At 61.1% G+C, this 23,268-nt stretch carries 20 protein-coding genes and 2 pseudogenes; 12 read left to right on the top strand and 10 right to left on the bottom strand.

What is annotated here, in order from left to right:
• Positions 1-48 precede the first annotated feature (48 nt).
• Positions 49-276 (bottom strand): annotated as a pseudogene (locus tag NKI70_RS29660) (DDE-type integrase/transposase/recombinase); the annotation flags it as partial.
• Positions 277-927: 651 nt separating this feature from the next.
• On the opposite strand from NKI70_RS29660, the pseudogene NKI70_RS29655 reads away from it, so the two are divergent.
• A pseudogene (locus tag NKI70_RS29655) lies at positions 928-1,809 on the top strand (ISNCY family transposase); the annotation flags it as partial.
• A 193-nt stretch (positions 1,810-2,002) separates the two neighbouring features.
• Here NKI70_RS29655 and NKI70_RS29650 read toward each other — a convergent pair.
• The 3 genes from NKI70_RS29650 to NKI70_RS29640 all read right to left on the bottom strand — a co-directional run bounded on the left by NKI70_RS29650 (position 2,003) and on the right by NKI70_RS29640 (position 3,121).
• Positions 2,003-2,452 carry a flavin reductase family protein gene (locus NKI70_RS29650; protein WP_352725814.1) on the bottom strand — a complete coding sequence of 150 codons (450 nt, stop codon included), beginning with the start codon at positions 2,450-2,452 and terminating at the stop codon, positions 2,003-2,005.
• A gap of 84 nt (positions 2,453-2,536) precedes the next feature.
• Entirely contained in the window at positions 2,537-2,899 is a 363-nt protein-coding gene (locus NKI70_RS29645; RefSeq protein ID WP_352725801.1) for an FAD/NAD(P)-binding protein, read from the bottom strand.
• An 18-nt stretch (positions 2,900-2,917) separates the two neighbouring features.
• A complete protein-coding gene (locus tag NKI70_RS29640) occupies positions 2,918-3,121 on the bottom strand; it encodes a hypothetical protein (protein WP_352725799.1) in 204 nt (67 codons plus the stop codon).
• Positions 3,122-3,400: 279 nt separating this feature from the next.
• Here NKI70_RS29640 and NKI70_RS29635 point away from each other — a divergent pair, with 279 nt between their 5' ends.
• Positions 3,401-5,431 carry a conjugal transfer protein TraG gene (locus NKI70_RS29635; RefSeq protein ID WP_352641434.1) on the top strand — a complete coding sequence of 677 codons (2,031 nt, stop codon included), beginning with the start codon at positions 3,401-3,403 and terminating at the stop codon, positions 5,429-5,431.
• Positions 5,432-5,533: 102 nt separating this feature from the next.
• Here the strand turns inward: NKI70_RS29635 and NKI70_RS29630 are convergent, their stop codons facing one another.
• Positions 5,534-5,905 carry a hypothetical protein gene (locus tag NKI70_RS29630; RefSeq protein ID WP_352622096.1) on the bottom strand — a complete coding sequence of 124 codons (372 nt, stop codon included), beginning with the start codon at positions 5,903-5,905 and terminating at the stop codon, positions 5,534-5,536.
• A gap of 56 nt (positions 5,906-5,961) precedes the next feature.
• Here NKI70_RS29630 and trbB point away from each other — a divergent pair, with 56 nt between their 5' ends.
• Genes trbB through NKI70_RS29580 form a run of 10 tightly spaced genes read left to right on the top strand, consistent with a single transcriptional unit; the run spans position 5,962 to position 15,309 of the window.
• Positions 5,962-6,930, top strand: coding sequence for a P-type conjugative transfer ATPase TrbB (gene trbB / locus NKI70_RS29625; protein ID WP_352690722.1), 969 nt, complete (start codon positions 5,962-5,964; stop codon positions 6,928-6,930).
• Between the two features lie 11 nt (positions 6,931-6,941).
• Positions 6,942-7,250, top strand: a complete 309-nt coding sequence (locus NKI70_RS29620) for a TrbC/VirB2 family type IV secretion system protein (protein ID WP_352622092.1) — start codon at positions 6,942-6,944, stop codon at positions 7,248-7,250.
• Positions 7,250-7,522: a VirB3 family type IV secretion system protein gene (locus NKI70_RS29615; protein WP_352641432.1), complete on the top strand. Its 273-nt coding sequence runs from the start codon at positions 7,250-7,252 to the stop codon at positions 7,520-7,522. The genes NKI70_RS29620 and NKI70_RS29615 overlap by 1 nt, the downstream gene beginning before the upstream one ends.
• Positions 7,516-9,966 carry a conjugal transfer protein TrbE gene (trbE, locus tag NKI70_RS29610; protein ID WP_352725797.1) on the top strand — a complete coding sequence of 817 codons (2,451 nt, stop codon included), beginning with the start codon at positions 7,516-7,518 and terminating at the stop codon, positions 9,964-9,966. Before NKI70_RS29615 ends, trbE begins: the two co-directional genes overlap by 7 nt.
• Positions 9,963-10,688, top strand: a complete 726-nt coding sequence (trbJ, locus tag NKI70_RS29605; protein WP_352641428.1) for a P-type conjugative transfer protein TrbJ — start codon at positions 9,963-9,965, stop codon at positions 10,686-10,688. The genes trbE and trbJ overlap by 4 nt, the downstream gene beginning before the upstream one ends.
• 36 nt (positions 10,689-10,724) lie before the next feature.
• Positions 10,725-12,047, top strand: a complete 1,323-nt coding sequence (gene trbL, locus NKI70_RS29600) for a P-type conjugative transfer protein TrbL (RefSeq protein WP_352622085.1) — start codon at positions 10,725-10,727, stop codon at positions 12,045-12,047.
• On the top strand, positions 12,048-12,779 hold the full coding sequence (gene trbF / locus NKI70_RS29595; protein ID WP_352622083.1) for a conjugal transfer protein TrbF: 732 nt from the start codon (positions 12,048-12,050) through the stop codon (positions 12,777-12,779). It begins immediately after the preceding gene.
• Positions 12,769-13,797, top strand: a complete 1,029-nt coding sequence (gene trbG, locus NKI70_RS29590; RefSeq protein WP_352641426.1) for a P-type conjugative transfer protein TrbG — start codon at positions 12,769-12,771, stop codon at positions 13,795-13,797. Before trbF ends, trbG begins: the two co-directional genes overlap by 11 nt.
• Positions 13,798-13,807: 10 nt before the next feature.
• Positions 13,808-15,025, top strand: coding sequence for a TraB/TrbI/VirB10 family type IV secretion system protein (locus NKI70_RS29585; RefSeq protein ID WP_352641423.1), 1,218 nt, complete (start codon positions 13,808-13,810; stop codon positions 15,023-15,025).
• Between the two features lie 11 nt (positions 15,026-15,036).
• On the top strand, positions 15,037-15,309 hold the full coding sequence (locus NKI70_RS29580) for a DUF2274 domain-containing protein (RefSeq protein ID WP_352483803.1): 273 nt from the start codon (positions 15,037-15,039) through the stop codon (positions 15,307-15,309).
• A gap of 799 nt (positions 15,310-16,108) precedes the next feature.
• Here the strand turns inward: NKI70_RS29580 and NKI70_RS29575 are convergent.
• The 5 genes from NKI70_RS29575 to NKI70_RS29555 form a co-directional block, all read right to left on the bottom strand.
• Positions 16,109-17,770, bottom strand: a complete 1,662-nt coding sequence (locus NKI70_RS29575; protein ID WP_352641421.1) for an arylsulfatase — start codon at positions 17,768-17,770, stop codon at positions 16,109-16,111.
• A 277-nt stretch (positions 17,771-18,047) separates the two neighbouring features.
• Positions 18,048-19,268, bottom strand: a complete 1,221-nt coding sequence (locus tag NKI70_RS29570) for an alpha/beta hydrolase (RefSeq protein WP_352725795.1) — start codon at positions 19,266-19,268, stop codon at positions 18,048-18,050.
• 123 nt (positions 19,269-19,391) lie between these two features.
• A complete protein-coding gene (locus NKI70_RS29565) occupies positions 19,392-20,369 on the bottom strand; it encodes a formylglycine-generating enzyme family protein (RefSeq protein ID WP_502896963.1) in 978 nt (325 codons plus the stop codon).
• Between the two features lie 90 nt (positions 20,370-20,459).
• Positions 20,460-21,419 carry a SphA family protein gene (locus NKI70_RS29560; protein ID WP_352641420.1) on the bottom strand — a complete coding sequence of 320 codons (960 nt, stop codon included), beginning with the start codon at positions 21,417-21,419 and terminating at the stop codon, positions 20,460-20,462.
• 339 nt (positions 21,420-21,758) lie between these two features.
• Entirely contained in the window at positions 21,759-23,240 is a 1,482-nt protein-coding gene (locus NKI70_RS29555; RefSeq protein ID WP_502898949.1) for an arylsulfatase, read from the bottom strand.
• Between the last annotated feature and the right edge of the window lie 28 nt (positions 23,241-23,268).

Genomic DNA, 23,268 nt, shown 5'->3' with positions numbered 1-23,268 from the left:
GTCCCAAAGTTTTTTCTGCGTCATGAAGGTGGTCGAGACCGGCCGCTGTCATGCCGCCAGCATGGCGAACTGCTCGGCCAGGGAGGGATTTGGATTGAATGCGTACTTGCCTGTCGCTTGCGCATCATGTGAAGCATTTCGATCCCGGACAGGATGATGCTGGCGGTGGCCGGCGACTTGAAGGCCAGCATCGGCCGCACACGGCGATTGAATGCGCCGATGGTCCTGCTCGATCCTGTTGTTCAAGTATCGACTTTTCCTGATCGTGATCGGTTTCAGCCAGCGTACTGGGCACCACCGACAAGGGCTGATCAATGACTGTTCGCCGGGCCGGGCAATGTCGGCGAAACCATCAAGTCCGGCGACGGCAAGGTGCTTGGCCATTCCGACGTGGCAACTCTGGTCGCGGCCATGGTTGGTTTGGATCCGGCAACGTCGCCCACGGGGATCCGGCATCCAACCCAATGATGCGCGGTTTGGCGACGCCTAGCAGGTTGGAACCATCGCTGCGGCAATGCAGCAGTCCTGGATGGCTAATGAAAACAAGTCCAAGATGCCGGAGGCGCGCTTACACCGCACCACCGGGGTCTTCGCCGGAGCCAAATGCAGAAAAATCCAGGCGCGTGCTGAAACATCGTGAGGAATTCGATTTGGATTATGTCAGCTGATAAAACGATCCGAATTCAAATTCGATCGATCAATCAGCGCCCTTCGCCGGGGGGCTGTCGGTCCGCATCGCGCCTGACGGTATGCCGGTGCTCCTACGGCCGCCCTGTTGGCGAGGGCTTTCGGGTCATCGCGCTGTCACGCTTCGGCTATCCGCCTTCCCCCTCATGCTCAGCCCTACTCGATGCGGTGGACGCCCCCCCAACGGCATCGCGATGTGCTGTCGTTTCCGACTCTGACACCCGCATCATCAATGGCATTCGCGACTTCGCTTTGGAGCTGATCCGCGAACACTATGTCGACTTCGGTCCAACGCTTGCCCACGAAGAGTGATCGAGCGGCATCAAATCGCCGTCAGCAGAGACGCTGCGCAAATGGATGACGGAGGCCGGGATCTGGACATCGGGCCGTGAACGCAAGCGCCGCGTGCACCAGCCGCGCGGACGGCGCGACTGTCTCGGCGAGATGGTGCAGATCGACGGCTCGCATCACTGGTGGTTCGAGAATCGTGGCCCCAAATGCGCCATGCTCGTCTTCATAGACGACGCGACCGGCAAGCTGCTGCATCTGCGCTTTGCGGGGTCGGAGAACACGTGCGACTATTTTCATGCCGCAAGGCGCTGGGGCAAGCCGCTTTCTTTCTACAGGGACAAGCATGGCGTCTTCCGGACGACACATGTTCGGAGAAGGATAGAAGCAGTGGCCTGACGCAGTTCGGCCGGGCTCTCTATGAGCTCAACATCCACATCATCTGCGCCAACTCCCCACAGGCAAAAGGTCGTGTTAAGCGCCCATCAGACGCTGCAGGACCGGCTTATGAAGGAACTGCGCCTTCGCGGCATCAACACCATCGAGGCGGCCAACGCCTTTGCGCCGGCATTCATGGCGGACTTTAACGCACGTTTTCGCAAAGAACCACGCAACCCGAAGGACATGCGCCGCCCCGATCACGAGAATCTGGTCGGCGCCATGTGCCGCAAGGAGGTCCGCACGCTGTCTCAGGCCCTGACACTGCGCTACGACAAGGTGCTGTTCATTCTCGATCCGACCGATACCGCGAGGCGACTTGCCCGCAAAAAGTTCGTCGTCTGCGACTACCCCGATGGTCGCCTCGAGGTCATGCACGACGGCATTGCCCTGCCTCCTGTCCCGCCATCCCGATGTCTGCCTGGATACGAACTGAGTGGCCGGATCGTGAACTCGGTGGACGAAGGTTTCGACCTTGCCCTTCGCGCGATGGGGCGCCGTGGCCCAGTGCCAGGCTGATGGCGCTTTACATCGCTTCGCGCGGTTTAGCTTAATCAAGCTGTTTGGAAAGGAGCCGAACCCAACAAGCTCACGATGATCCGTATGCGCCGTGATGATAGATCAGCGCCGGGCCTGGCTCTCCGCTCACCACCTGCCGGACGCTGCCGAGGATCAGCGCGTGGCTGTGGCGAATAATCGTGTCCTCGACCGTACAGTCGACCGCGGCGAGCGCGCTGTCGAGTGCCAATGCGCCGCTTGTAAGGCTAGACCAGCGGGCTCCCTCGTAACGCGCCGCCCCCCTCAGGTCACCGCGTCCGGCGAAACGGTCGGCAATCGCCATCTGGTCGGCACGCAGCACATTCACGCAGAAATGCCCATGCCGGCTGATGGCTGCCCAGGTAGACGAGTTCAGGTTGATGCTCACAACCATCACCTCTGGTTCGACCGATAGGGAATGGGCGGTAGTAACGGTTGCGCCCGTCCGTTCGTCGCCAACACCTGCGGTCACCACGGAGACAGCTCCGGCCAAGTGTCGCATCGCAAATTTCAGGGGAATCCGGGTTTCCACTGGGGGAACGCGTTCGGTCAGTGTCATCTGGATAGCCTTATCGTGTTTGCAGCTTCATGACACCTTGTGGCGCAACGCCGTTTGATATCCAAGCCATTCGTCGATTTCAGCGGCGATGCGCTCGGCATGCGCGGTGACTTCGGGAATTCCCATCAATTCGCCAACGCTGCCGCGCGCCAGTGGCCCGCTGACGAAAATGCTGTCGGTCGGGCGCCCGGATGTGCCGACCGCACGGCCTTGACTGTCGGTCTCCAAAGCAAGACCAATCGGGTCGAGCCGGACCAATCCCATCCGCTCGAGCGCCGCAATCGCTGTGTTGGTCCGCAAGACATCGGCGTGCGCCGGTCCGGTCGTCACGATCACACTGTCGAAAGCATCGACAACGAGGCTGCGTTGGCCACGCAGCCGCTGCCGCACGCGAATGCATCCGTCTGCCTATTCGGCGCCGACAATCGATGCGGCGCGATAGGCAAGCCTGCCCTCGGCAACGCGGCGATCGAGCACGGCCGCGATCTGTGGCGCGATGCGGAAGCGATGCACATCCCACAGCGCACGAAGATGACGCACCACGCGGCGCTGCTCGGCTAGCGGCAAGGCCTGCCAGATGGCCTGTCCCCGACGCCGGACGGCATCAAGCACCGGGTGCCAGTCCCCTGACGCTTGGCATCATCGTGGCCCGGATGCGCCTTCCTCACCACACACAGCCTTCTTCAATGTGCCCCGCGCAGATGCCAACATTTCTGCAACCAAACCGCGTACCTGGCACGCCGATAGGTTGCTGCGGCGGATTTTCGCTGTTCGCAGCTGAACAATACCTATCAACCTTGTCATCGCACCTAGTCGCACGTAGAGGCCGTTCGAATTCTCATCGCTCCGCGCGATGTTTGGTCCGTCTGCCCAGAAGAGCGGAGCAAGCCATTGACACCCACGAAGTTGCTGATTGGGCAGATCGCTGTCGTATTCGCAATTGTCATTCTTGGCGTGTGGACTGCAACCCAATGGTGCGCCCACATGCTCTCCTATCAGCCGCCACTCGGCGCGCCATGGTTTGTCGCGGCGGCCTGGCCGGTCTACAAGCCGTGGAAACTGTTCGAATGGTGGTTTCAATTCGACGCCTATGCGCCTGAGGTTTTCGACAAGGCCGGCATGCTTGCTGGAGCCAGTGGGTTCCTAGGCTGTGCCGCCGCGATAGCTGGCTCCCTCTGGCGCGCGCGGCAGCGCGGATTGGTCACCACCTATGGTTCCTCACGGTGGGCCGCGACTCGGGAGATCGAGAAGGCAGGGCTGTTTCAGCCGGCCGGCGTTTTGCTTGGCGAACTGAAGGATCGCTATCTGCGCCATGACGGACCGGAACACGTCATGGCCTTTGCGCCGACACGTTCGGGCAAGGGCGTCGGACTCGTTGTTCCAACCCTTCTTTCCTGGACCGGCTCGGCCGTCATTCACGACATCAAAGGCGAGAACTGGCAGCTGACCTCCGGCTGGCGGTCGAAGTTCTCGTACTCCCTTTTGTTCAATCCCACCGATCCGAGATCGGCGCGGTACAACCCGCTGCTGGAAGTGCGCAAAGGTCCAGATGAGGTCCGCGACGTTCAGAACATCGCAGACATTCTCGTCGATCCGGAAGGCGCGCTGGAGCGGCGGAACCATTGGGAGAAGACCAGTCATTCACTCCTAGTTGGCGCCATCTTGCACGTGCTCTACGCCGAAGAGGAAAAGACGCTTGCCCGCGTCGCCACCTTCCTGTCGAACCCACAACGCTCATTTGTCGCGACACTGCAGCAGATGATGATGACCAACCACCTCGGCGCGGCGGACAAGCCTGAGGCCCATCCCGTTGTGGCGTCGGCGGCCCGTGAGGTGCTGAACAAATCAGAGAACGAGCGTTCAGGCGTTCTCTCGACCGCCATGTCGTTTCTCGGGCTCTATCGTGATCCAACCGTGGCCGCGGCAACATCGGCCTGCGACTGGCGCATTGCCGACCTTGTGGATGCCGAGCGACCGATGTCGCTCTATCTGGTCGTGCCGCCGTCGGATATCTCGCGCACCAAGCCACTGGTGCGATTGGTGCTCAATCAAATCGGCCGGCGGCTGACCGAGCGGCTGGAGGGCGATGCAAAGAAGAGCCGCAAGCATCAGCTCCTGATGATGCTGGATGAATTCCCGGCGCTCGGTCGGCTCGACTTCTTCGAGACTGCGCTCGCCTTCATGGCAGGCTACGGCATCCGCGCTTATCTGATCGCGCAATCGTTGAACCAAATCTCCAAGGCCTATGGCGAGAACAACGCCATTCTCGACAATTGCCATGTGCGGATTGCCTTTTCCTCCAATGACGAGCGCACGGCCAAGCGTATCTCGGACGCGCTCGGTACGGCGACGGAGCTCAGATCCATGCGCAACTATGCCGGCCATCGGCTGGCGCCCTGGCTTTCGCACGTCATGGTGAGCCGCCAGGAAACCGCACGGCCGTTGCTGACGCCGGGCGAGGTGATGCAGCTGCCGCAGGAAGACGAATTGATACTGGTTTCGGGGTTGCCGCCGATCCGCGCGAAGAAACTGCGCTATTACCAGGATCAGAATTTCACCGAACGGGTGCTGCCTTCGCCGGCGCTACGCGAGGGTCCCTACGCGGACTCCCCTGCGTCACGCCCGGACGATTGGGTCGGACAGGTGCGCGGCGTTGACCGCCGTCTTGCTGCCGAGGGCGACAGCACCGGCGCAGCAATCGAAGAGGACGGCGGTCTCCAGCAGCAGCGTCATCCAGGTCTGCCCGAAGACCATCCCCTCCTTGCCCAAGAGCCTGATCAGGAGGATTTGCTCAAGCCTGCTGACGATGATAGCGAGGCGGCTGCCGACCAACGCGTGATGGACCGGATTTCCACCGCAGCACGTGCGTACGGCCTCAACGAGGGAATGGGCGACGACAAGGACATCGTGCCCGGCTTCTGAACGGCGCTCAAAGGCAGAGCGCATCTCAGCGTAGATAACGGCCATAAGCAATTTGGGGTGTCTGGCCGATGCTTGTTCCTGCCGCTGGCGCATCAGCGTCGGTCAGTTGGAACGAGCTTCATGAAGCCCCACCGCATTCGCCACCAGTTTCTGCTCGAACTCGAGTTGAGCAAGAGGCTGGATAAACTTAGTCGTGATCCCTCGGCCACCAAATCCGCGATCGTGGCAAAGGCGGTCGAGGCCTTCATCGAGCGGCGCGGTGAGAACGAGCTCGATCAGCGCTACGGTGTGAGGCTCGACCGTCTTTCCCGCGACCTCGGCCATGTCAGGCGCGATGTCGAGGTGATCCTGGAGAGCTTGGCGCTCTTCATCCGCTTTTCGATCACGCTTCATGCGCACACGCCGGTCCCGGACAGGGCGACGCAGGCGATTGCCCAGGAGCGTTTCGACAAATTTGTCGAACAGGTCGGCCACCAGCTCGCTTCTGGGAAACGGTCTCTTGGCAAAGACAATCGTGGGGGAGGGGAAGGATGAGTTCTCATCCAGAAGCCGAGCATCGCCGCCGCGCCATGCTGCGCACCGCCATGGGCCCGGCGATCACCGAAGCCCTTGCCGATCCGACCGTCATTGAGGTGATGGTCAATCCCGACGGTGCGCTGTGGCTCGACCGGTTGGGTGAAGGCCGGGGCGATACCAGCGTGCATATGCACCCGTCCGAGGCGGAACGCATCATTCGCCTGGTCGCGTCACACGTGCGCGACGAGGCGCATGCGGACAATCCGATTGTCAGTGCCGAACTTCCGTCGGGCGAGCGCTTTGAGGGTCTGCTGCCGCCGGTCGTGCTGGCGCCATGCTTCGCCATCCGAAAGCCTGCGGCAAAACTCTACACGTTGGCCGACTATGTCGCCGATGGCATCATGCTGCAGGTGCAGGCCGATGCCCTGAGGAAGGCGGTGCGCGAGCGGCGCAACATCCTGGTCGCCGGCGGCACGTCGTCGGGCAAGACAACACTTGCCAATGCGCTGCTGGCACAAGTCGCCGATTGCGACGAGCGGGTGATCCTGATCGAGGACACGCGCGAACTGCAATGCGCGGCGAAGGATTGCGTTGCCTTGAGGACGAGGCGGGGGTCGGTCACGCTCGCCGATCTCCTGCGCTCGACGCTGCGGCTCAGACCCGACCGCATCATCGTGGGCGAAGTCAGGGGCGCGGAGGCCCTGGACATGCTGAAGGCATGGAACACCGGGCATCCCGGCGGCATCGCCACGGTTCACGCCAATTCGGCGCGCTCCGCCCTCTACCGGATCGAGCAACTCGCCCAGGAAGCCGTCGTCACCGTTCCCCGCCGTCTCATAGCCGATGCCATCGATCTAATCGTGTTCATCGCCGGGCGCGGATCCTCGCGCCGCATCGACGCGATCGCCGAGGTCACCGGTCTCGACGGCAGCGGCGATTACGTCGTCGCCCCGCTCACGCTTTCGCAACTCCAGCAGCTTTGAAAGGTCACCTCATGCGCAAGAAGCTTCGCTTTCTTTCGTTCACCGCGCTCGCGTTTCTTATTACGGCCCCAGCTTACGCAGCGGGCTCCGGCATGCCATGGGAACAGCCGCTGCAGCAGATCCTGGAATCGGTGCAGGGACCGGTCGCCAAGATTGTCGCGGTGATCATCATCATCACCACCGGCCTGACGCTCGCCTTCGGCGACACGGCAGGCGGTTTCCGCCGGCTTATCCAGATCGTCTTCGGCCTGTCGATCGCCTTCGCGGCATCGAGCTTCTTTCTCTCCTTCTTCTCCTTCGGCGGCGGGGCACTCGTCTGATGGCCACCGGAGAGCAGCATATCGCAGGCTTCGAGGTTCCCGTTCACAGGGCATTGACCGAGCCGATCCTGCTGGGCGGCGCACCGCGAGCGGTGGCGATCCTCAATGGCACGGTGGCCGCGGCAATAGGCCTTGGCCTGCAGCAGTGGATTGCCGGGCTGGTGCTCTGGATCGCCGGCTACACGCTCGCGGTCTTTGCCGCTCGCCGCGATCCGGACTTCGCCGGCGTGCTTGTCCGTCATCTTCGCCTGAAGGGGTGGCTTGCATGCTGAACCTTTCGGAGTATCGCGGTAAGGCCGATCGGCTTGCCGATCATCTGCCTTGGGCCGCACTGGTCGCTCCGGGCATCGTTCTCAACAAGGACGGCAGCTTTCAACGGACCTTCCGGTTCCGCGGCCCCGATCTGGAAAGCGCGACGGAAGCCGAACTTGTCGGCATCTGCGCGCGGGCAAACAATGCGCTGAGAAGGCTTGGCTCCGGCTGGGCATTGTTCTTCGGAGCCGAGCGCGTCGAAGCGCTGGGCTATCCGAATTCGCGTTTTCCCGACGCGGCTTCATGGCTGGTCGATGAAGAACGGCGTGCGGCCTTCGAGGGCAAGGTCGAGCACTTCGAGAGCCGCGATTACCTGAGCTTGCTATTTATGCCGCCGCCAGACGCCCAAGCGCGGGCGGAAAGCGCACTCGTCGACTTTCGTCATTCCCAGGGCGTAAGAGACTGGCGCCAGGAACTGGCGCGATTTCGTGATGAGACCGACCGCGTCCTGGATCTCCTGTCGGGCTTTATGCCCGAAGTGCGCGCTCTCGATGATGCCGAGACGCTGACTTACCTACACGGCACAATCTCGCCCCGCCGCCATCCTGTCACCGTCCCGGAGACGCCGATATATCTCGATGGCGTGCTGGTCGATGCACCGCTCACCGGCGGCTTGGAGCCGATGCTAGGTGAGCAGCATCTGCGTACCCTTACCATTCTCGGCTTCCCGAGCCTCACCCGGCCCGGAATCTTGGATCCCCTTAACAATCAAGATTTCGCCTATCGCTGGATGACGCGCTTCATCCCGCTCGACAAGACGGAAGCCACCAAGACACTGACCCGGTTGCGGCGGCAGTGGTTTGCCAAGCGCAAATCGATCGTCGCGATCCTACGCGAAGTTGTGACCAACGAACCGGTCCCGCTCGTCGACAGCGATGCCGACAACAAGGCGCTCGACGCCGACGAAGCACTTCAGGCGTTGGGCGGCGATCATGTCGGCTTCGGCTATCTCACCACTACCGTGACGGTATGGGACGAGGATCGCCAAGCCGCCGCGGAGAAACTTCGCGCGGTCGAGCGCATTGTCAACGGACTCGGCTTCACCACAATCCGTGAAAGCGTCAATGCGGTCGAGGCGTGGCTCGGCTCGTTGCCCGGCCATGTCTATGCCAACATTCGCCAGCCGCTCATTCATACATTGAACCTTGCCCATCTCATGCCGCTATCGTCGGTTTGGGCCGGTCCGGCGACAAACGAGCATCTCGCGAAAGTCACCCGGATGGAGGCACCGTCGCTTCTTGTTGCCGAGACCAGCGGGTCGACCCCGTTTCGGCTTTCCACCCATGTCGACGATGTCGGTCACATGCTGATCGTCGGTCCAACTGGTGCCGGCAAGTCGGTTCTGCTTGCCCTCATCGCTCTGCAGTTCCGCCGCTATGCCGGCGCACAGGTTTATGTCTTCGACAAGGGCAACTCGGCCCGCGCGGCGACACTCGCCACGGGTGGAGAGCACCATGCGCTTGGTGCGGACGGTGCGCTTGCCTTCCAACCGCTGCGCAATGTCAACGACCAGGCTGTCCGCAGCTGGGCAGCCGAATGGATCGCCGGCCTCATCGCCCATGAGAATGTCACCGTCACGCCGGAGGTGAAGGAGGCGATCTGGTCGGCCCTCACCAGCCTTGCCACCGCGCCGGCGCAGGAACGCACGCTCACTGGGTTGTCGGTCCTGCTTCAGTCCAATGCGCTGAAATCCGCGTTGATGCCGTACACGCTCGATGGCCCGTTCGGGCGTCTGCTCGACGCCGATGACGATCGGCTGGCCTTGTCGGATGTGCAGTGCTTCGAGACCGAAGAGCTGATGCACAGCCAAGGCGCTGTGCTGCCGGTGCTCACCTATCTCTTCCATCGTCTCGAGGAGCGGTTCGACGGACGGCCGACGCTGCTGATGCTCGACGAGGCGTGGGTCTATCTCGACAACCCTCTCTTTGCCGCCCGCATCCGTGAATGGCTGAAGGTGCTGCGAAAGAAGAACGTGTCGGTCATCTTCGCCACGCAGTCGCTGGCTGACATTGCTGGCTCAACAATCGCGCCGGCGATTATCGAGAGCTGCCCCCAGCGCATTTTTCTTCCCAATGACCGTGCCGTGGAACCGCAGGCGCGGGTGGCCTATGAGCGATTTGGTCTGAACGAGCGGCAGATAGAACTGGTCGCCCGGGCGACGCCGAAGAGGCAATACTATCTGCAGTCGCGTCGCGGCAACCGGCTCTTCGAGCTCGGGCTCGGCCCCATCACGCTTGCGCTTTGCGGAGCCTCCGACCCGGCCACGCAGACCCTGATCGACAGGGTCCTGTCGGAGCACGGACAGGACAGCTTTGCCGCCCGGTTCTTGAGCGCGCGCGGCCTCGATTGGGCTGCCGAGCTTCTCCAGCAATTCCCTAAACCAGACAAGGAGCAATCGTCATGATGCGGCGCCGCCTTCTCACCAGCCTGATCACCGTTTCCCTAATCGCAAAACCGATGGCCGACTACGTCCAGCCGGCCCACGCCCTAATCGTGTTCGATCCGTCGAATTATGTGCAGAACGTGCTGACAGCGGCACGTTCCCTGGAGCAGATAAACAACCAGATCCAGTCGCTTCAGAACCAGGCGACCATGCTGCAGAACATGGCGCGCAACCTTCAGCACCTGGATTTCTCTTCCGTGGGCCAGCTCACAGGTTCGCTCCAACGGATCGACGGCCTGATGACCCAGGCCAGCGGCCTGAGCTTCGATCTCGACAAGCTTCAGAACCAGTGGCGTGTGCAATATCCGGAAAGCTACGACGCCACAATCGAGGTCAGCGATGTGGCGAGCGCCGCGCGCGAGCGCTGGCAAAACGCCATGCAGGCGTTCCGCCAAACCATGAGCGCGCAGTCGCAGATCGTGGAGAACGTGCGGGGCGACGGCGACCTGCTTACCGACCTCGTCAACCGCAGTCAGGGCGCGGCAGGTGCCCTTGAGGCAAGCCAGGCCACCAATCAGCTGATCGCGCTTTCGACCAAGCAGCAGATGCAGATCCAGACGCTGCTCGCGACCCAGTTCCGGGCTGAAGCCGAAGATGCTGCCCGCAAGGCGCAGTCCGAGGAAGCCGCCCGCGAGACGACGAAGCGTTTCCTGGGCACCGGTACGGCCTATCCCGGCAACTGATCAGCAGTTCTTCAAGACAACGAGGAAGGCGGCGACATGAATGACCTCGGCGTCATCGATCGCTTCATGGAGACTTTTACCCGCTATATTGATAGCGGGTTCGGTCTGCTTTCCGGCGACGTCGCTTTTCTCACCACCATCCTGATCGGTATCGACATCACGCTGGCAGGCCTGGTCTGGGGGTTCGGCGGCGAGCCCAATGTTCTTGGCCGGCTTGTCCGAAAAGTGCTCTATGTCGGCGCCTTCGCCTTCATCCTGAACAATTTTAAGAACCTCGCCGACATCATCTATCATTCCTTTGCCGGGCTCGGCATCAACGCATCGGCCGGCAATCTGTCCGCCGACAGTCTCCTGCGGCCAGGCCGCATTGCCGCGGCCGGCTTCGAGGGCGCCTGGCCGCTGCTCAATCAAGCGAGCCAGCTAGTCGGCTTCCCCGAGATCTTTGGCAACGCGCTGACCATCTTCGTGCTGCTTCTCGCCTGGTTCCTGGTCCTCATCGCCTTCTTCATTCTTTCCATCCAGCTCTTCATCACCATCCTGGAGTTCAAGCTCACTACGCTGGCCGGCTTCGTTCTGGTGCCCTTCGCGCTTTGGAACCGATCGGCGTTTCTGGCCGAGCGCGTGCTCGGCAATGTGATTTCGTCGGGCATCAAAGTAATGGTGCTGGCCGTGATCGTCGGCATTGGCTCCACGCTCTTTGGCGAGTTCGTTTCCGCCCTGCAGGGCAAGGAGCCGGACCTGGCGGCGGCCATGTCTCAGGTGCTGGGTGCGCTGGCGCTGCTTGGGCTCGGCATTTTTGGGCCCGGGATTGCCTCGGGACTTGTCTCCGGCGCGCCGCAGCTTGGCGCGGGCGCAGCACTTGGAACAACGGCGGCTGCAGCCGGATCAACGCTCGTTGCCGGAGGCGCCGCGTTTGCCGCCACGGGCATGGCGGCCGGCGGTAGTCTTGGTGCAATCCGTGCCGGCACAGCTATGGGGTCGGCTGCTTCCACGGCCTGGCATATGGGCCGTGCAACAGCGCCTGACTCCGGCCTCTCCGGGGTAGCTGCTGGGCTGCAGGGTGTTGCGAGTGCCGCTGGCGGCGCCGCGATGCGGGGAATGCGATCCGCAGCAGAACCATTCCGCCGTAGTGCCGATGCCGGTCGCGAGGCTGCCTGGACAGCGACCGGCGGCACGCCGACCCGCTCGATGAACGGAAGTTCCCCCGCTGCGGATCCAGCCGCGGCGCCTGCATGGGCAAGGCGTCTGCGTTCCGAACAGACAGCCCGCGCCCATCGCCACGCCGCCACGCAAGCGGTGCGCGATGGCGATCGTGGCGGAAGCGGCGCCAACCCCTCTCTCAACGATAAGGAAGACTAGATGCTCTTCAAGCGACCTGTTCAGCGTTACGCGAAGACGCCCCACCCCGTCACACCATACCAGAAGGCCGCCCAACTTTGGGACGAGCGCATCGGCACAGCGCGCGTGCAGGCAAGGAACTGGCGCCTGATGGCCTTCGGCTGCCTCGCTCTGGCCACCGGGCTCTCTGGTGGACTCTTGTGGCAGTCGATGCAGGGCCGCGTCGTGCCCTATGTCGTCGAGGTAGATCGTTTCGGTGAAACACGGGCTGTCGCGCCGGCAATCCAAACCTACGAGCCCGACGATGCCCAGATTGCCTGGCATCTCGGCCATTTCATCCAGAACGTCCGTTCCATCTCCACCGATCCGGTGCTGGTGCGGCAGAACTGGCTCTCGGCCTACGACTTTGCCACCGACCGTGCAGCCCTCTTTCTCAATGAGTACGCTAAGGCCAATGACCCGTTCGGCAAGATCGGCACGCGCAGCGTCTCGGTGCAGGTGACGAGCGTGGTTCGAGCGTCCGACAGCTCCTTTCAAGTCAAATGGACCGAGCAGGTCTTTGAGCGCGGCAGCCTCGCCAGCACAACTCGTTGGACCGGGATCCTCACCATTGTGATCCGGCCGCCGAACAATGCCGATCAGCTGCGCAAAAACCCGCTCGGCGTCTTCATCAATGCCATCGACTGGTCGCGCGAGCTCGACAGTGCCGCGCAGACTTTCGTTCCCCCAAAGGAGCCCGCCAATGATAAATAGACTCTCGTCGCTCCGCACTGCGCTAATCCTCTCGGCGTTGGCTGCGGTCATCTCCGCCTGTGCCTCGAAGCCGGTGCCGCCGCCGCAGATTTCCTATGACCATGCTGACTTCAAGCCGGCCGCGATTGAGAAGGCGCCGGAGAAGCCCGTCAAAGTCGTGGAAGTGCCGAAACCGCTGCCGCTGCCCGGCCAGTTGCAGCCCGAGCCGGGCAAGGCTGCTGAAGACAGGCGCTCGCCTGAAGAACGTGTCGCCTATGCCAACAAGGCGGCGACGCAGCAACCCACCAAATATGGCTATGTGAATGCGGTGCAGGTTTACCCCTTTGCCGAAGGCGCGCTCTACCAGCTCTATGCCGCACCGGAGCGCGTCAGCGATATCGCTCTGCAGTCAGGCGAGAAACTCCAATCCGTGTCGGCCGGTGATACAGTGCGCTGGGTAATTGGCGACACCGTCAGTGGCTCCGGCGATGACCAGCGCACCCATGTGCTGGTGAAGCCCTTCGCGCCGGGACTTGCCACCAATCTGGTGATCACCACGGACCGGCGAAGCTATCACCTGCAGCTTCAAAGCACGGATAAGACCGCCATGGCGGCAATCTCCTGGACCTACAGCGAGGACCAGATCATCGCGCTACGCCGGCGCAATGCGCAGGCCGAGGCTGCTATGGCAGTGGCGTCGAATGTGGCTCTCGAAAATATTCGCTTCCGCTATTCGATTACCGGCGACATGCCGCCCTGGAGGCCGACCCGCGCGTTCGATGATGGCAGCAAGGTCTACATCGAGTTCCCGCGCCGCATCGATCAGGGCGAGGCCCCGCCGCTCTTCATCGTCGGTGCTGACGGGGACAACCAGCTCGTCAACTACCGCATACGGGGCAACTATTACATCGTCGATCGCCTCTTCGCCGCGGCCGAACTGCGCCTAGGCGCCAAGCAGCAGCAGGTGGTGCGCATCACGAGGACCGACGGCAGGCAAGCGCCGCGGCGGATATTGCTCTTTTCGCGTTCCAGCAGGTGAGGGACGGCCCATGACGGATACTTCCCGCTCCGATGCTCCACCGAAACTCGATCCAGAACAGCTGCAGCTGCGGGCCTCGCCTCGCCGCGCTGTGCGCTTCAAGCGCGGCATTATTGTCGCCATTGCTGCTGTTGGTTCCGGGACCGTTCTAGGCGTCACCATGATGGCGCTGCAGGGACCGGCGCTGCGCATCAAAGAGCAGGCTGAAGAGCTTTACAACACTGAGCGGAAGCCAACCGCGGAGGCAATTGAAAGGCTGCCTAAGGACTATTCCGGGATCAAGCCCAAGCCTCCGGTGCTTGGACCACCGCTGCCCGGCGACCTCGGCCGCCCCATCCTTGAGCACCAACGCCAGCTGGGCATCGCGCCGGGCCAGGAGGTTTCGGCGGAGGAGCAGCGCCTTGCACAGCAGGCGATCGAGGCGCGCGAATCGCAAGTCTTCTTCCGGATCGAAAATCGACCCCGGCAAGCGGATGCCGCGGGCAACGGGCAGGGCGGGCGTCCACCCTTTGAGGCAACGGCTCCGCAATCCGATGCCGCACGCGATTCAGCTTCCGTAGCACCGGCCGAGGGCGACCAAAACAATCAACAGCGCAAGCTCGATTTTGTCAGCCAGCGGAACACAAGTGGAATCTACAATCTACATGCATTGCAGACGCCGGCTTCGCCGTATCAGCTGATGGCCGGCAGCGTCATCGCAGCGAGCCTGATCACTGGCATCAATTCCGACTTGCCCGGCCTCGTCGTCGCACAGGTCACCGAGAATGTGCACGACACAGTCACCGGCAGCACCTTGCTCATTCCGCAAGGCTCTCGCCTGATTGGCACCTATGACAGCGTTGTTGCCTTTGGACAAAGGCGCGCGCTGCTGGTCTGGCAACGGATACTGCTGCCCGACGGCTCTTCGATCGAAATCGACAATCTGCCGGCAACAGACACTGCCGGCTATGCGGGGCTTGAGGACAAGGTGGATTTCCACACCTGGCAGCTGATGAAAGGCGTTGCGCTGGCCACGTTGCTGGGGGTCGGCACGGAGCTGAGCCTCGGGGAAGACGAAAGCGACCTGGTCAAAGCGATCCGCGAATCCGCTCAGCAGAACGTCAGTCAAGCTGGCCAGCGCATCACCGAGAAGAACCTCAATATTCAGCCCACGATCACCGTCCGCCCTGGTTGGCCACTGCGCGTCATCCTGCACAAGGATCTTGTGCTACGGCCGTACCCGAATTGACTGGAGTCATCATGACCAATCTGAAACTCGGCAAACTTCCGGATCGGACACCTTCGAAGATCACCATAAGCGTAAGTGCAGACATGAACCAAGCACTGAAGGACTATGCGGCGCTTTATCGTCAGACCTATGGCGAGTCCGAATCGGTAGCGGAACTGATCCCGTTCATGCTGGCGGAGTTCCTGGAGAGCGACCGAGCGTTTGCCAAGGCCAGAAAGGAAGGGCTCCCTGTCGTCGACAAGTCAGAGAAATCGCGGCGGCAGCCAATTTCAGGGTCCGAATAAGTGACAGCGACCAGTGAGTCCGAGGGGGACACCTTTCTGGGCGAGCAAATGCATTGAAGCAATTTGCCGGCGGCAAGCCGAAACATAGGGTACAATAGACGAGCTGATCTGCCCCGAACCAATGCCGGCTCTGCGCCCAATTTCGGCCGTTGAGGGGAGCTCTGCCGCTTCCTAAAAGCAGACGTCGCCGGCTAGGACGCTGTAGGTCAGGTTTCCGCGCGTGGCTGTCGTGGTAGCCACCATCGAGGAACGCGGTCACTTTCTCCCCGGTTCTCACAGCTTGTGGGGAAGCTTGCCAGCGTTATCGCGCTACGCAGTAGTCCCAGTATCCTCTCGTTCTGGCGTTGTTCGACCAGAACCAACACAGGTCTGCAGAAGGTGCAGGGGGTGGCACAGATGCGGCCGCTACGGCGACGATTGTCCCCAATGCTACTCCAGCCACAATGGCTCCAAAATATGGCCTGCGGACCCAACGACGAACCGGCCGTACCACCACGTTTCTCCTAATAATAACGTTCGGCCTCGGACGTACCACTCTCGGCCTGATTACCTTTCTGCGAACCACCGGCTCTGCGAAGGGGCGAGTCCACTGCTCACCGGACGGTCGCACATCTGTAGGAAAAGAAAATGCGGGCTGTGCCACTGCCAAGGTCGAAACTATGGCAATCGTTTTGAGAACGGTGTTCATTTCAGCTTTCTCCTCTGTCTAAGGCACCTTTTTCACTTTGGGGGCTGCTAGGTTAGCTTAACGATGGCGTCGCCTGGTCAATAGATGCGCAGCGTCAACTCAACTGCGCGGCTATTGCTGCGACTTTCGCAAGAAATCCTCGACAACGTTTGACATGTCGAATGAGCTTCCGCCTTGCACCGGCGGATATTGGGCGAGTGTTTTTAGGTGCTCGCCGACGAGTTCGTTCATTGGCTGGAACAGCCACGATACCCTCTGCTCCAGATGACCGAAGGAATCGATGCTGTCGTAACTCTCGAATGGATCAGCTCGAATGTTAAAAAATATCAATTGGGGTCTAATGATATCGTAGTAGTTTTCGCGTGTCTGGAAATGTACCTTCCACGGACTGATTCGGATAGCCATTAACTTGCTTTCATAGTAGTAAAAGAAATTCGTTCGGCTGCTCTCCAGCGCTTTGCCTGTCCAATAGTTTAGATTGTTGACACCATCGATATACTGTTTCTTTTCACTCTTCATCAGTTCGACAACACCAGCTTCGCCGGCGGCCGCAGCGAAGCTGGTGAACATGTCCCTATGAGCCTGAATGCCGTTCAGAACCTGGCCAGCCTTGATCACGCCCGGCCAGCGCAGCATCGAAATCACCCGCACGCCGCCTTCGTAGGTGGTCATCTTTTCGCCGCGGAACGGCGTTGTCCCGCCCCACGGCCAAGATGAATGTTCCGGCCCGTTATCGGTCGAGTACCAAACGATGGTGTCGTCCTCGAGCCCGTTCTCCTTGAGCCAATCGAGGACGAGGCCAATATCATGGTCGTGCTGGAGCATGCCGCTGCCATGGATATCTTCATCGTAGGTGTATTTATCGGCGGCATAGCGCCACTTGTCGTTCAGGTGGGTGTAAAGATGCATGCGGCTGGTGTTGAGCCAAACGAAGAATGGCTTCCCGCTGCCGTTCGCCTTTTTCATGAAATCGAACGCTTTAGGGATGACCTCGGCGGCATCGAAATCTTTCATCCGCTCAATGGTGAGCGGTCCGGTGTCCTCGATGATCTGTTTGCCGATGCGACCAAATCGTGGATCCTCCGTGACATCGTCCGTGTCGCTGGCGACTGAGTGCAGCACGCCACGCGTCCCGTACTTGTTTGCAAAGGCCTTCGACCCACCGGGATATGCTTTGGCGAACTCCTGGTAGTCGCGATACTCGGGCTGCTCCTGGGTATTCAGGTGGTACAGATTGCCGAAGAATTCGTCGAAACCGTGCGCTGTCGGCAGGTGCTCGTTGCGATCCCCAAGGTGGTTCTTGCCGAAATGACCAGTGGCGTAGCCGGCCTTCTTCAGCACCTCCGCCAAGCAAGGTGATGCCGCTTGCAGGCCAAGTTTGTCACCCGGCACCCCGACGGTCACCATTCCGGAGCGGATCGGATACTGGCCGGTGATGAAAGATGCTCGGCCTGCGGTGCAGGAGTTCTGAGCATAGTGATCGGTGAACCGGATACCCTCCAACCCGACGCGGTCGATATTGGGAGTGGTGTAGCCCATCGTGCCCATCCCATAGGCACTGACATTCTGCCAGCCGATGTCATCGCCCCAAATCACGAGGATATTTGGTTGTCGGCCCGAGGAAGAATTTGCGGGCTGGTTCTGGGCTTGCGCGGCTTGGATTTGAATCGCGCTGGCTACCCCAAGTGCCGAGGCTGCCAAGGAGGTGCCGCCCAGCAAAAGAGAACGTCTATTGACCCGGACTGGACTTGGATTATTTCTGCCCTTTGTCATGTGTTTGTTTCTCCGTTTAGCCTTACCTGTCTTCACCGGGAGTCGCGTCATGGCAGCACAATGAGTTCAGCCGTGCTCTGTCACGAACTGCTGTGGCCCAATATGTTGGGCGAGAACAAACCGAAGCGCTGACGTGGATGCGCTTCAGCGATGTTGTGCTCCTATCGCGGCACTTCGCGAAACGGCGCTCTCAGCTCGGGATGCGCTCGCCAGCGTCACTTTCTCCTCTGAACATGATCAATCCTCTCATTATGACGAGCCTTCCGCCGGATCGGAATCACTCCGCCGCCGGATCGTGCTTTAGAATCGTACCGAGCTGATCGGGGGCGGGGGTGTTTCCTTTTCCCTCCACCATCGCGATGGGAGCACTGACCGTCGTTGCCGCGACCTTGCCTACGGTTCCCACAGTGCCGGCAATCACCATGCCTAGTCCGTCGCCAAGGCCTACTCGCGAGTCCGTCAGGATTTGACCGGAGGCCAATTGAGCTCCCAGCAACGCCACGATTGCAGGACTCTCGGCAAACTTGCTGTGGTTTAAACGATCGTCCGTCTTTACGTTGGTGAGGTCGATTACCGTAACCCCTGCTGCCTGCAGCTTTGATTTGTACGGTTCCTTTGACGGATCAATCTGCCCCACCCGATCGACATCGCCAGAAATCAGGCGCGAGATGGCAAGCGCCCGGTCGTCTCGCGAGATCATGATCGTGAACTTGGGTTTTTCCGGCCCGAGTTCGGTCCACTGGCGCCCGAAGACGTCCACATCAAGGTCGGGAGATGCAAGAATTACGTTCTTGACCTTGGGAGACACCCGCCCGTCCTGCAATGCCATCTGCCTGAGCGACTCCATGGCGAGCCACGTCCCCATCGAGTGAGCCATGACCGTAATGTCCGTGACGGTGCGATCATTGGCCAAAGCCTTCAATGTTCGCTCGAATGCGGTGCGGGAAAAGTTGGTGCTTTCCTTGTCGTAGTTGTAGTCGAGCACGCTCGCGCGCGACGGCCAGGTGAAGAGAATGGGTGTGACCTTTGCCCCCGAGTCATGGACAAATTGCGCAAAGCGAAAAACGGAATCCTCATAGCGGTTGTTGAAGCCATGGACGAACACGAGGACATGACCGTTCGAATTGTGGGAGTGCAGCCAGTCGCCCGCCTGGGGAATCGAAAGGTTCTTCACGGCAACGACGGCGAATTCCTTTTGGGGATTCGGCGGCAGCTTTTTCGGCCACTCGACCGTGCCGGATACCCGGTTCGGGGGAATTGAAATCGTCAAGTCGGTCAACGAAAGTGTCGGGCTGCGTTCGCCTGTAAACAGAGTTGCAGGATCGCCGGAAGGTTTGCGGCTGGTCGCCACCAACATCGTTACCTCCGACGTCGACGCCGACATGTTCGCGGCGACTGGCGCTAGGACGCCTTGCGGTCCCCCTCCGCACGCAGTCAGCGTGAGCAGACACAAAACCGAAGCAATTTCTGCAGCCCGCTTGAACATTGACTGGCTCATGGTCTTTCCTAAGGAGAACCTCCGCATCTGGATCAACGCCGACATAGCCCTTGGTCGCTTCTGACCCGAAGCGGACCGATTTGCTCCAAGGGAGGCCGCGGATGGGTTGTGCTCATTGACCATTCAATCCAGTTTTCTATGCACGATGCAGCGAAAGCCGAGATGAGAGACAGACGTGTCGACCGGTTGCGCCATTCGCGCTGCGGGCCGATAGCGCCGGCAGTAATTTGGCGCACACAGATGGGAGCCACCCTTGGTGACCCTACGCGGGATCTTCACATCGCGCAGCCGGGCGTCGTAGCTCGCTTCGCGATTGCCTCCACGCGGATTAACGGCCGTGCAGCACGGGCTGTTGATCGCCTTGTGTTCCTGATACCAGTCAGTCGTCCATTGCCAGACATTGCCAGCCATGTCGTAAAGACCGAAGCCGTTGGCAGGGAATGAACCTACCGGGGCCGTATATTCAAAACCGTCGTCAACAGCATTCCGGTAGGGAAACTCTCCCTGCCAGGTATTTGCCATATGCTTGCCGTCCGGCGTAAGATCGTGCCCCCAGACATACTCGGCGCCGTCGAGGCCGCCTCGCGCTGCGAGTTCCCATTCGGCCTCAGTGGGAAGTTCCTTGCCAGCCCATTCGGCAAATGCCGCTGCATCCTCATATGCGACATGCACAACAGGATGTTCTGCAAGCCTTCTGATCGTGCTGGCAGGCCCCCGGGGATGGCGCCAGTTGGCGCCCTGGACATAGACCCACCAATTGTAGTGATTGCTGAGGTCGACCGGGCCGTCCGGCTTCCTGAACATCATCGAGGATGGAGCCAGGAGGTGCGCCAAGGCGCCGGGATAATCATCGGGATTGGCTGGGTTCTCAGCCAGGGTGACATAGCCAGTTGCCGCCACGAATCGTTCGAAGTCGCGATTGGTGACGGTGAATTTGTCCATCCAGAAACCGTCGACACTGACCCGGTGTGACGGCGCCTCCTCCGGATAGTGGGTGTCCGAGCCCATCAGGAAGGTGCCGCCTGGGATCCAGAGCATACCCGGAAAAGGCGGCTCGGCCGCGGCGCAATCGAAGACTTCGGCAAGGGAATCGGTGCTCATCGAAATGATCCTAAAAACAGGCACTCACATCGTCGGTCCGCACGGTCAACGTGTTGCCATCACGGCGAGCGCACCGCGTCACGCGACCGCTCAGAACTTCCCGGCGACGTCAAAGAAGACCGCGTCTCCCTTCATGCGGTTTTCGACCTCAACCTCATGGGCCCATCTCAAGGTGAAATCGACCTCGGTCTTCTCTCCGAACCTGGCCTTGTATTTGACCAGCGGGCCTATCGCGGTGGAGCGGCCCCTGAAGCCATTGTGGGTGTCGGCGAATGCACCGCGGTCGTCTTCAATCTGGTCCAGAAAGCCTGCGATCGCCCCGACGGACAGGCTCTTCGTAATGTCCTTTGTGACCGAAAGATCGAGGTGAGCCGTCGCGCCGCTGTAGTAGTCGGTGTCGGGGTTCTTGGTGTTGATGTCGACGCCGAACTTGGCGGAGAGGTCCAGCCCGTGCTCGGGGACTAGATAGGTGAACCCGAAGGCCGGGCTGAATGTCCAATAGTTGAGTCCTATGAAGGCCAGGTCACCCTGCTTCCATTCACCGGTTGGTGCCGTAATCATCAGGGATGCCGATACCCACGTGTTCATGGCGTCGTTGTGCCAGCCAAGCACGACCGGCGCGAAAGCGATGTCGCCGAGCGCGGCGACCTGCTGATCCACCCCAAAGGGGCCGACCTGGGCCTTTGCTCCGGTCCAGCCAATAGGGACGGCGACCTCAACGGCGTAGGTCCAGTTGCCCGGCAGATGCAGTTCGGGCACGTAGATCCCCGCCAGGACAGTGGCCCAGACATCGCCGCTCATGCCGACCGCCACTGACCCATTGCCGAACGGTATCTGGCCACTTGCCTCGCCATGGTAGTAGACGTTGGAGACCGCCCAATAGGCAACGCCCGGCGTGGGCGGCACAATGCCCGCACCGGGGCCTGCGAATGCTCCTGGCACGTAGCGCCCGGCAACGGCCTCGGTAGCCTTGGCTTCCCTGACGGAAACGAAGGCAGCAACTAAGACTGCCGCGGCCAGTAGGCACGGAGTTGATCCGGATTTTATCATCTCACCCTTCTCCAGAAGCGGCAGGCGCTCCCGTATAGCCAAGCTCTTAAGGTGCGCCTGATCAGACCCATTCATTTCAAGTCCACCGTCACCCGACCGGCGACCAACCCGTCTGCGGCCCCAGCAGGGGGCAGGATGTCGCTGACGCTGGAGAACTGCGTGCGCAGTCCGCTCTTGTCAGTGTTTTTGCCGCCCAGTAGACACCCCATCGGACTGCGAAGTGCCGCCAAGCGCGAGGCGACCTGTTTGGTACACTGGAATGGCGTCTTCATCGCCCAAGCCAAGCTAACCGAAAGCTGACTCCCCATCCTGAAAGTTCCTGTCATTGCCAACGCAGCGTCACTCCTTGCCCGAGCCGCCGGCTTCCTGCAATTTTGCCAGAACCTGGTCGAGCGCGAAGCTGCCCGGCTTCTGTCGCGGCGGGAAATCGACATAGGTTTGCAGGTACTGGCCGACAAAGGCCTGCGCCGGCACCAGCACGAAACCGCGCTCGACCCGCCATTTGTCGTAATCGCCGGCAACTCGCTGCGCGATCTCAAAGGGGTCGGCCCGCAGGTCGAACAACTTGGGAAGCCGCAGCGTGATCAGCGGATCCTGCCATACGTCCAGGCCCTCGGTCCTTTGCTCCATGAACAGGATCTTCCAACGGTCATAGCGCAGGGCGGAGAGGTTTCCGTCATCGGTCCAGTAGAAGAACTCTTTGCGCTTGCTCGGGCCGGTGCCGGCCAGAAGGTCGTGCTGGTCATAACCGTCGAGATGGACTTTGAAGCTTTTGCCCGCCGCTTCGTAGCCGGTCAGGAGTTTCTTCTTGACGTCCGGCTCACCGGCCGCGGCCACCAGCGTCGGGACCCAGTCTTCGTGAGAGACGATATCGTTGATCTCGGTTCCCGGCTTGGTGACACCGGGCCAGCGTATCATACCGGGAACGCGGTAGCCGCCTTCCCAACTGGTGTTTTTCTCGCCATGGAATGGGGTGGTTCCGCCATCTGGCCATGAGAACACCTCGGCGCCGTTGTCGGTGGTCCAGAGCACGATGGTGTTGTCGGCGATGCGGAGGTCGTCAAGCTGCTGCAGAAGCTGGCCGACCATGCCGTCGTGCTCGGCCATGCCATCGGCCTCCAACCCCAGGCCGGTCTTGCCTTGCGACGCCGCCTTGAGGTGGGTGTAGATGTGCATGCGGGTCGTGTTGAACCAGCAGAAGAACGGTTTGCCCGCCTTGGTGCTCTTGTCTATGAAGCTCATTGCTGCGCCGAGGAACTCTTCGTCCACCGTCTCCTGACGCTTGACGGTCAGCGGACCGGTGTTCTCGATCTTCTGCTTCCCGACGCGGCCCCAGTGCGGGTCCTCGGTGGGATCGTCCGTGTCTGTCGCGAAGCACTTGAGCACGCCACGCGGCCCGAATTTTGCGAGGAACCCCGGATCTTTTGGGAAGTCCGGGTTCTCCGGTTCATTCTCGGCGTTGAGGTGGTAGAGATTGCCGAAAAACTCGTCGAAGCCGTGCAGGGTGGGCAGAAATGCGTTGCGGTCGCCCAGATGGTTCTTGCCGAACTGGCCGGTGGCGTAGCCTTGCGGCTTGAGCAACTCGGCGAGCGTCGGGTCCTTCTCGGATAGCCCCTCCTTGGCACCGGGCGCGCCGACCTTGAGCAGGCCCGTGCGGAAGCAGCTCTGCCCGGTGATGAACGCGGCGCGTCCGGCAGTGCAGGACTGTTGGGCGTAGAGGTCGGTGAAGATCGCGCCCTCTTTCGCGATGCGGTCAATGTTGGGCGATCGTGTCCCAGGGAGTGGTGTAGCTGACGGCTCGGTCGCCGCGCTCTCCGGCATGGGGCCGGGGTGATCAGCGTGCCACGGC

It is taken from the genome of Mesorhizobium sp. M0500, assembly GCF_040321165.1.
Classification (GTDB): Bacteria; Pseudomonadota; Alphaproteobacteria; order Rhizobiales; family Rhizobiaceae; genus Mesorhizobium.
Note: the sequence above shows the minus strand (reverse complement) of the source record. Positions and strands in the feature narration are given on the sequence as shown.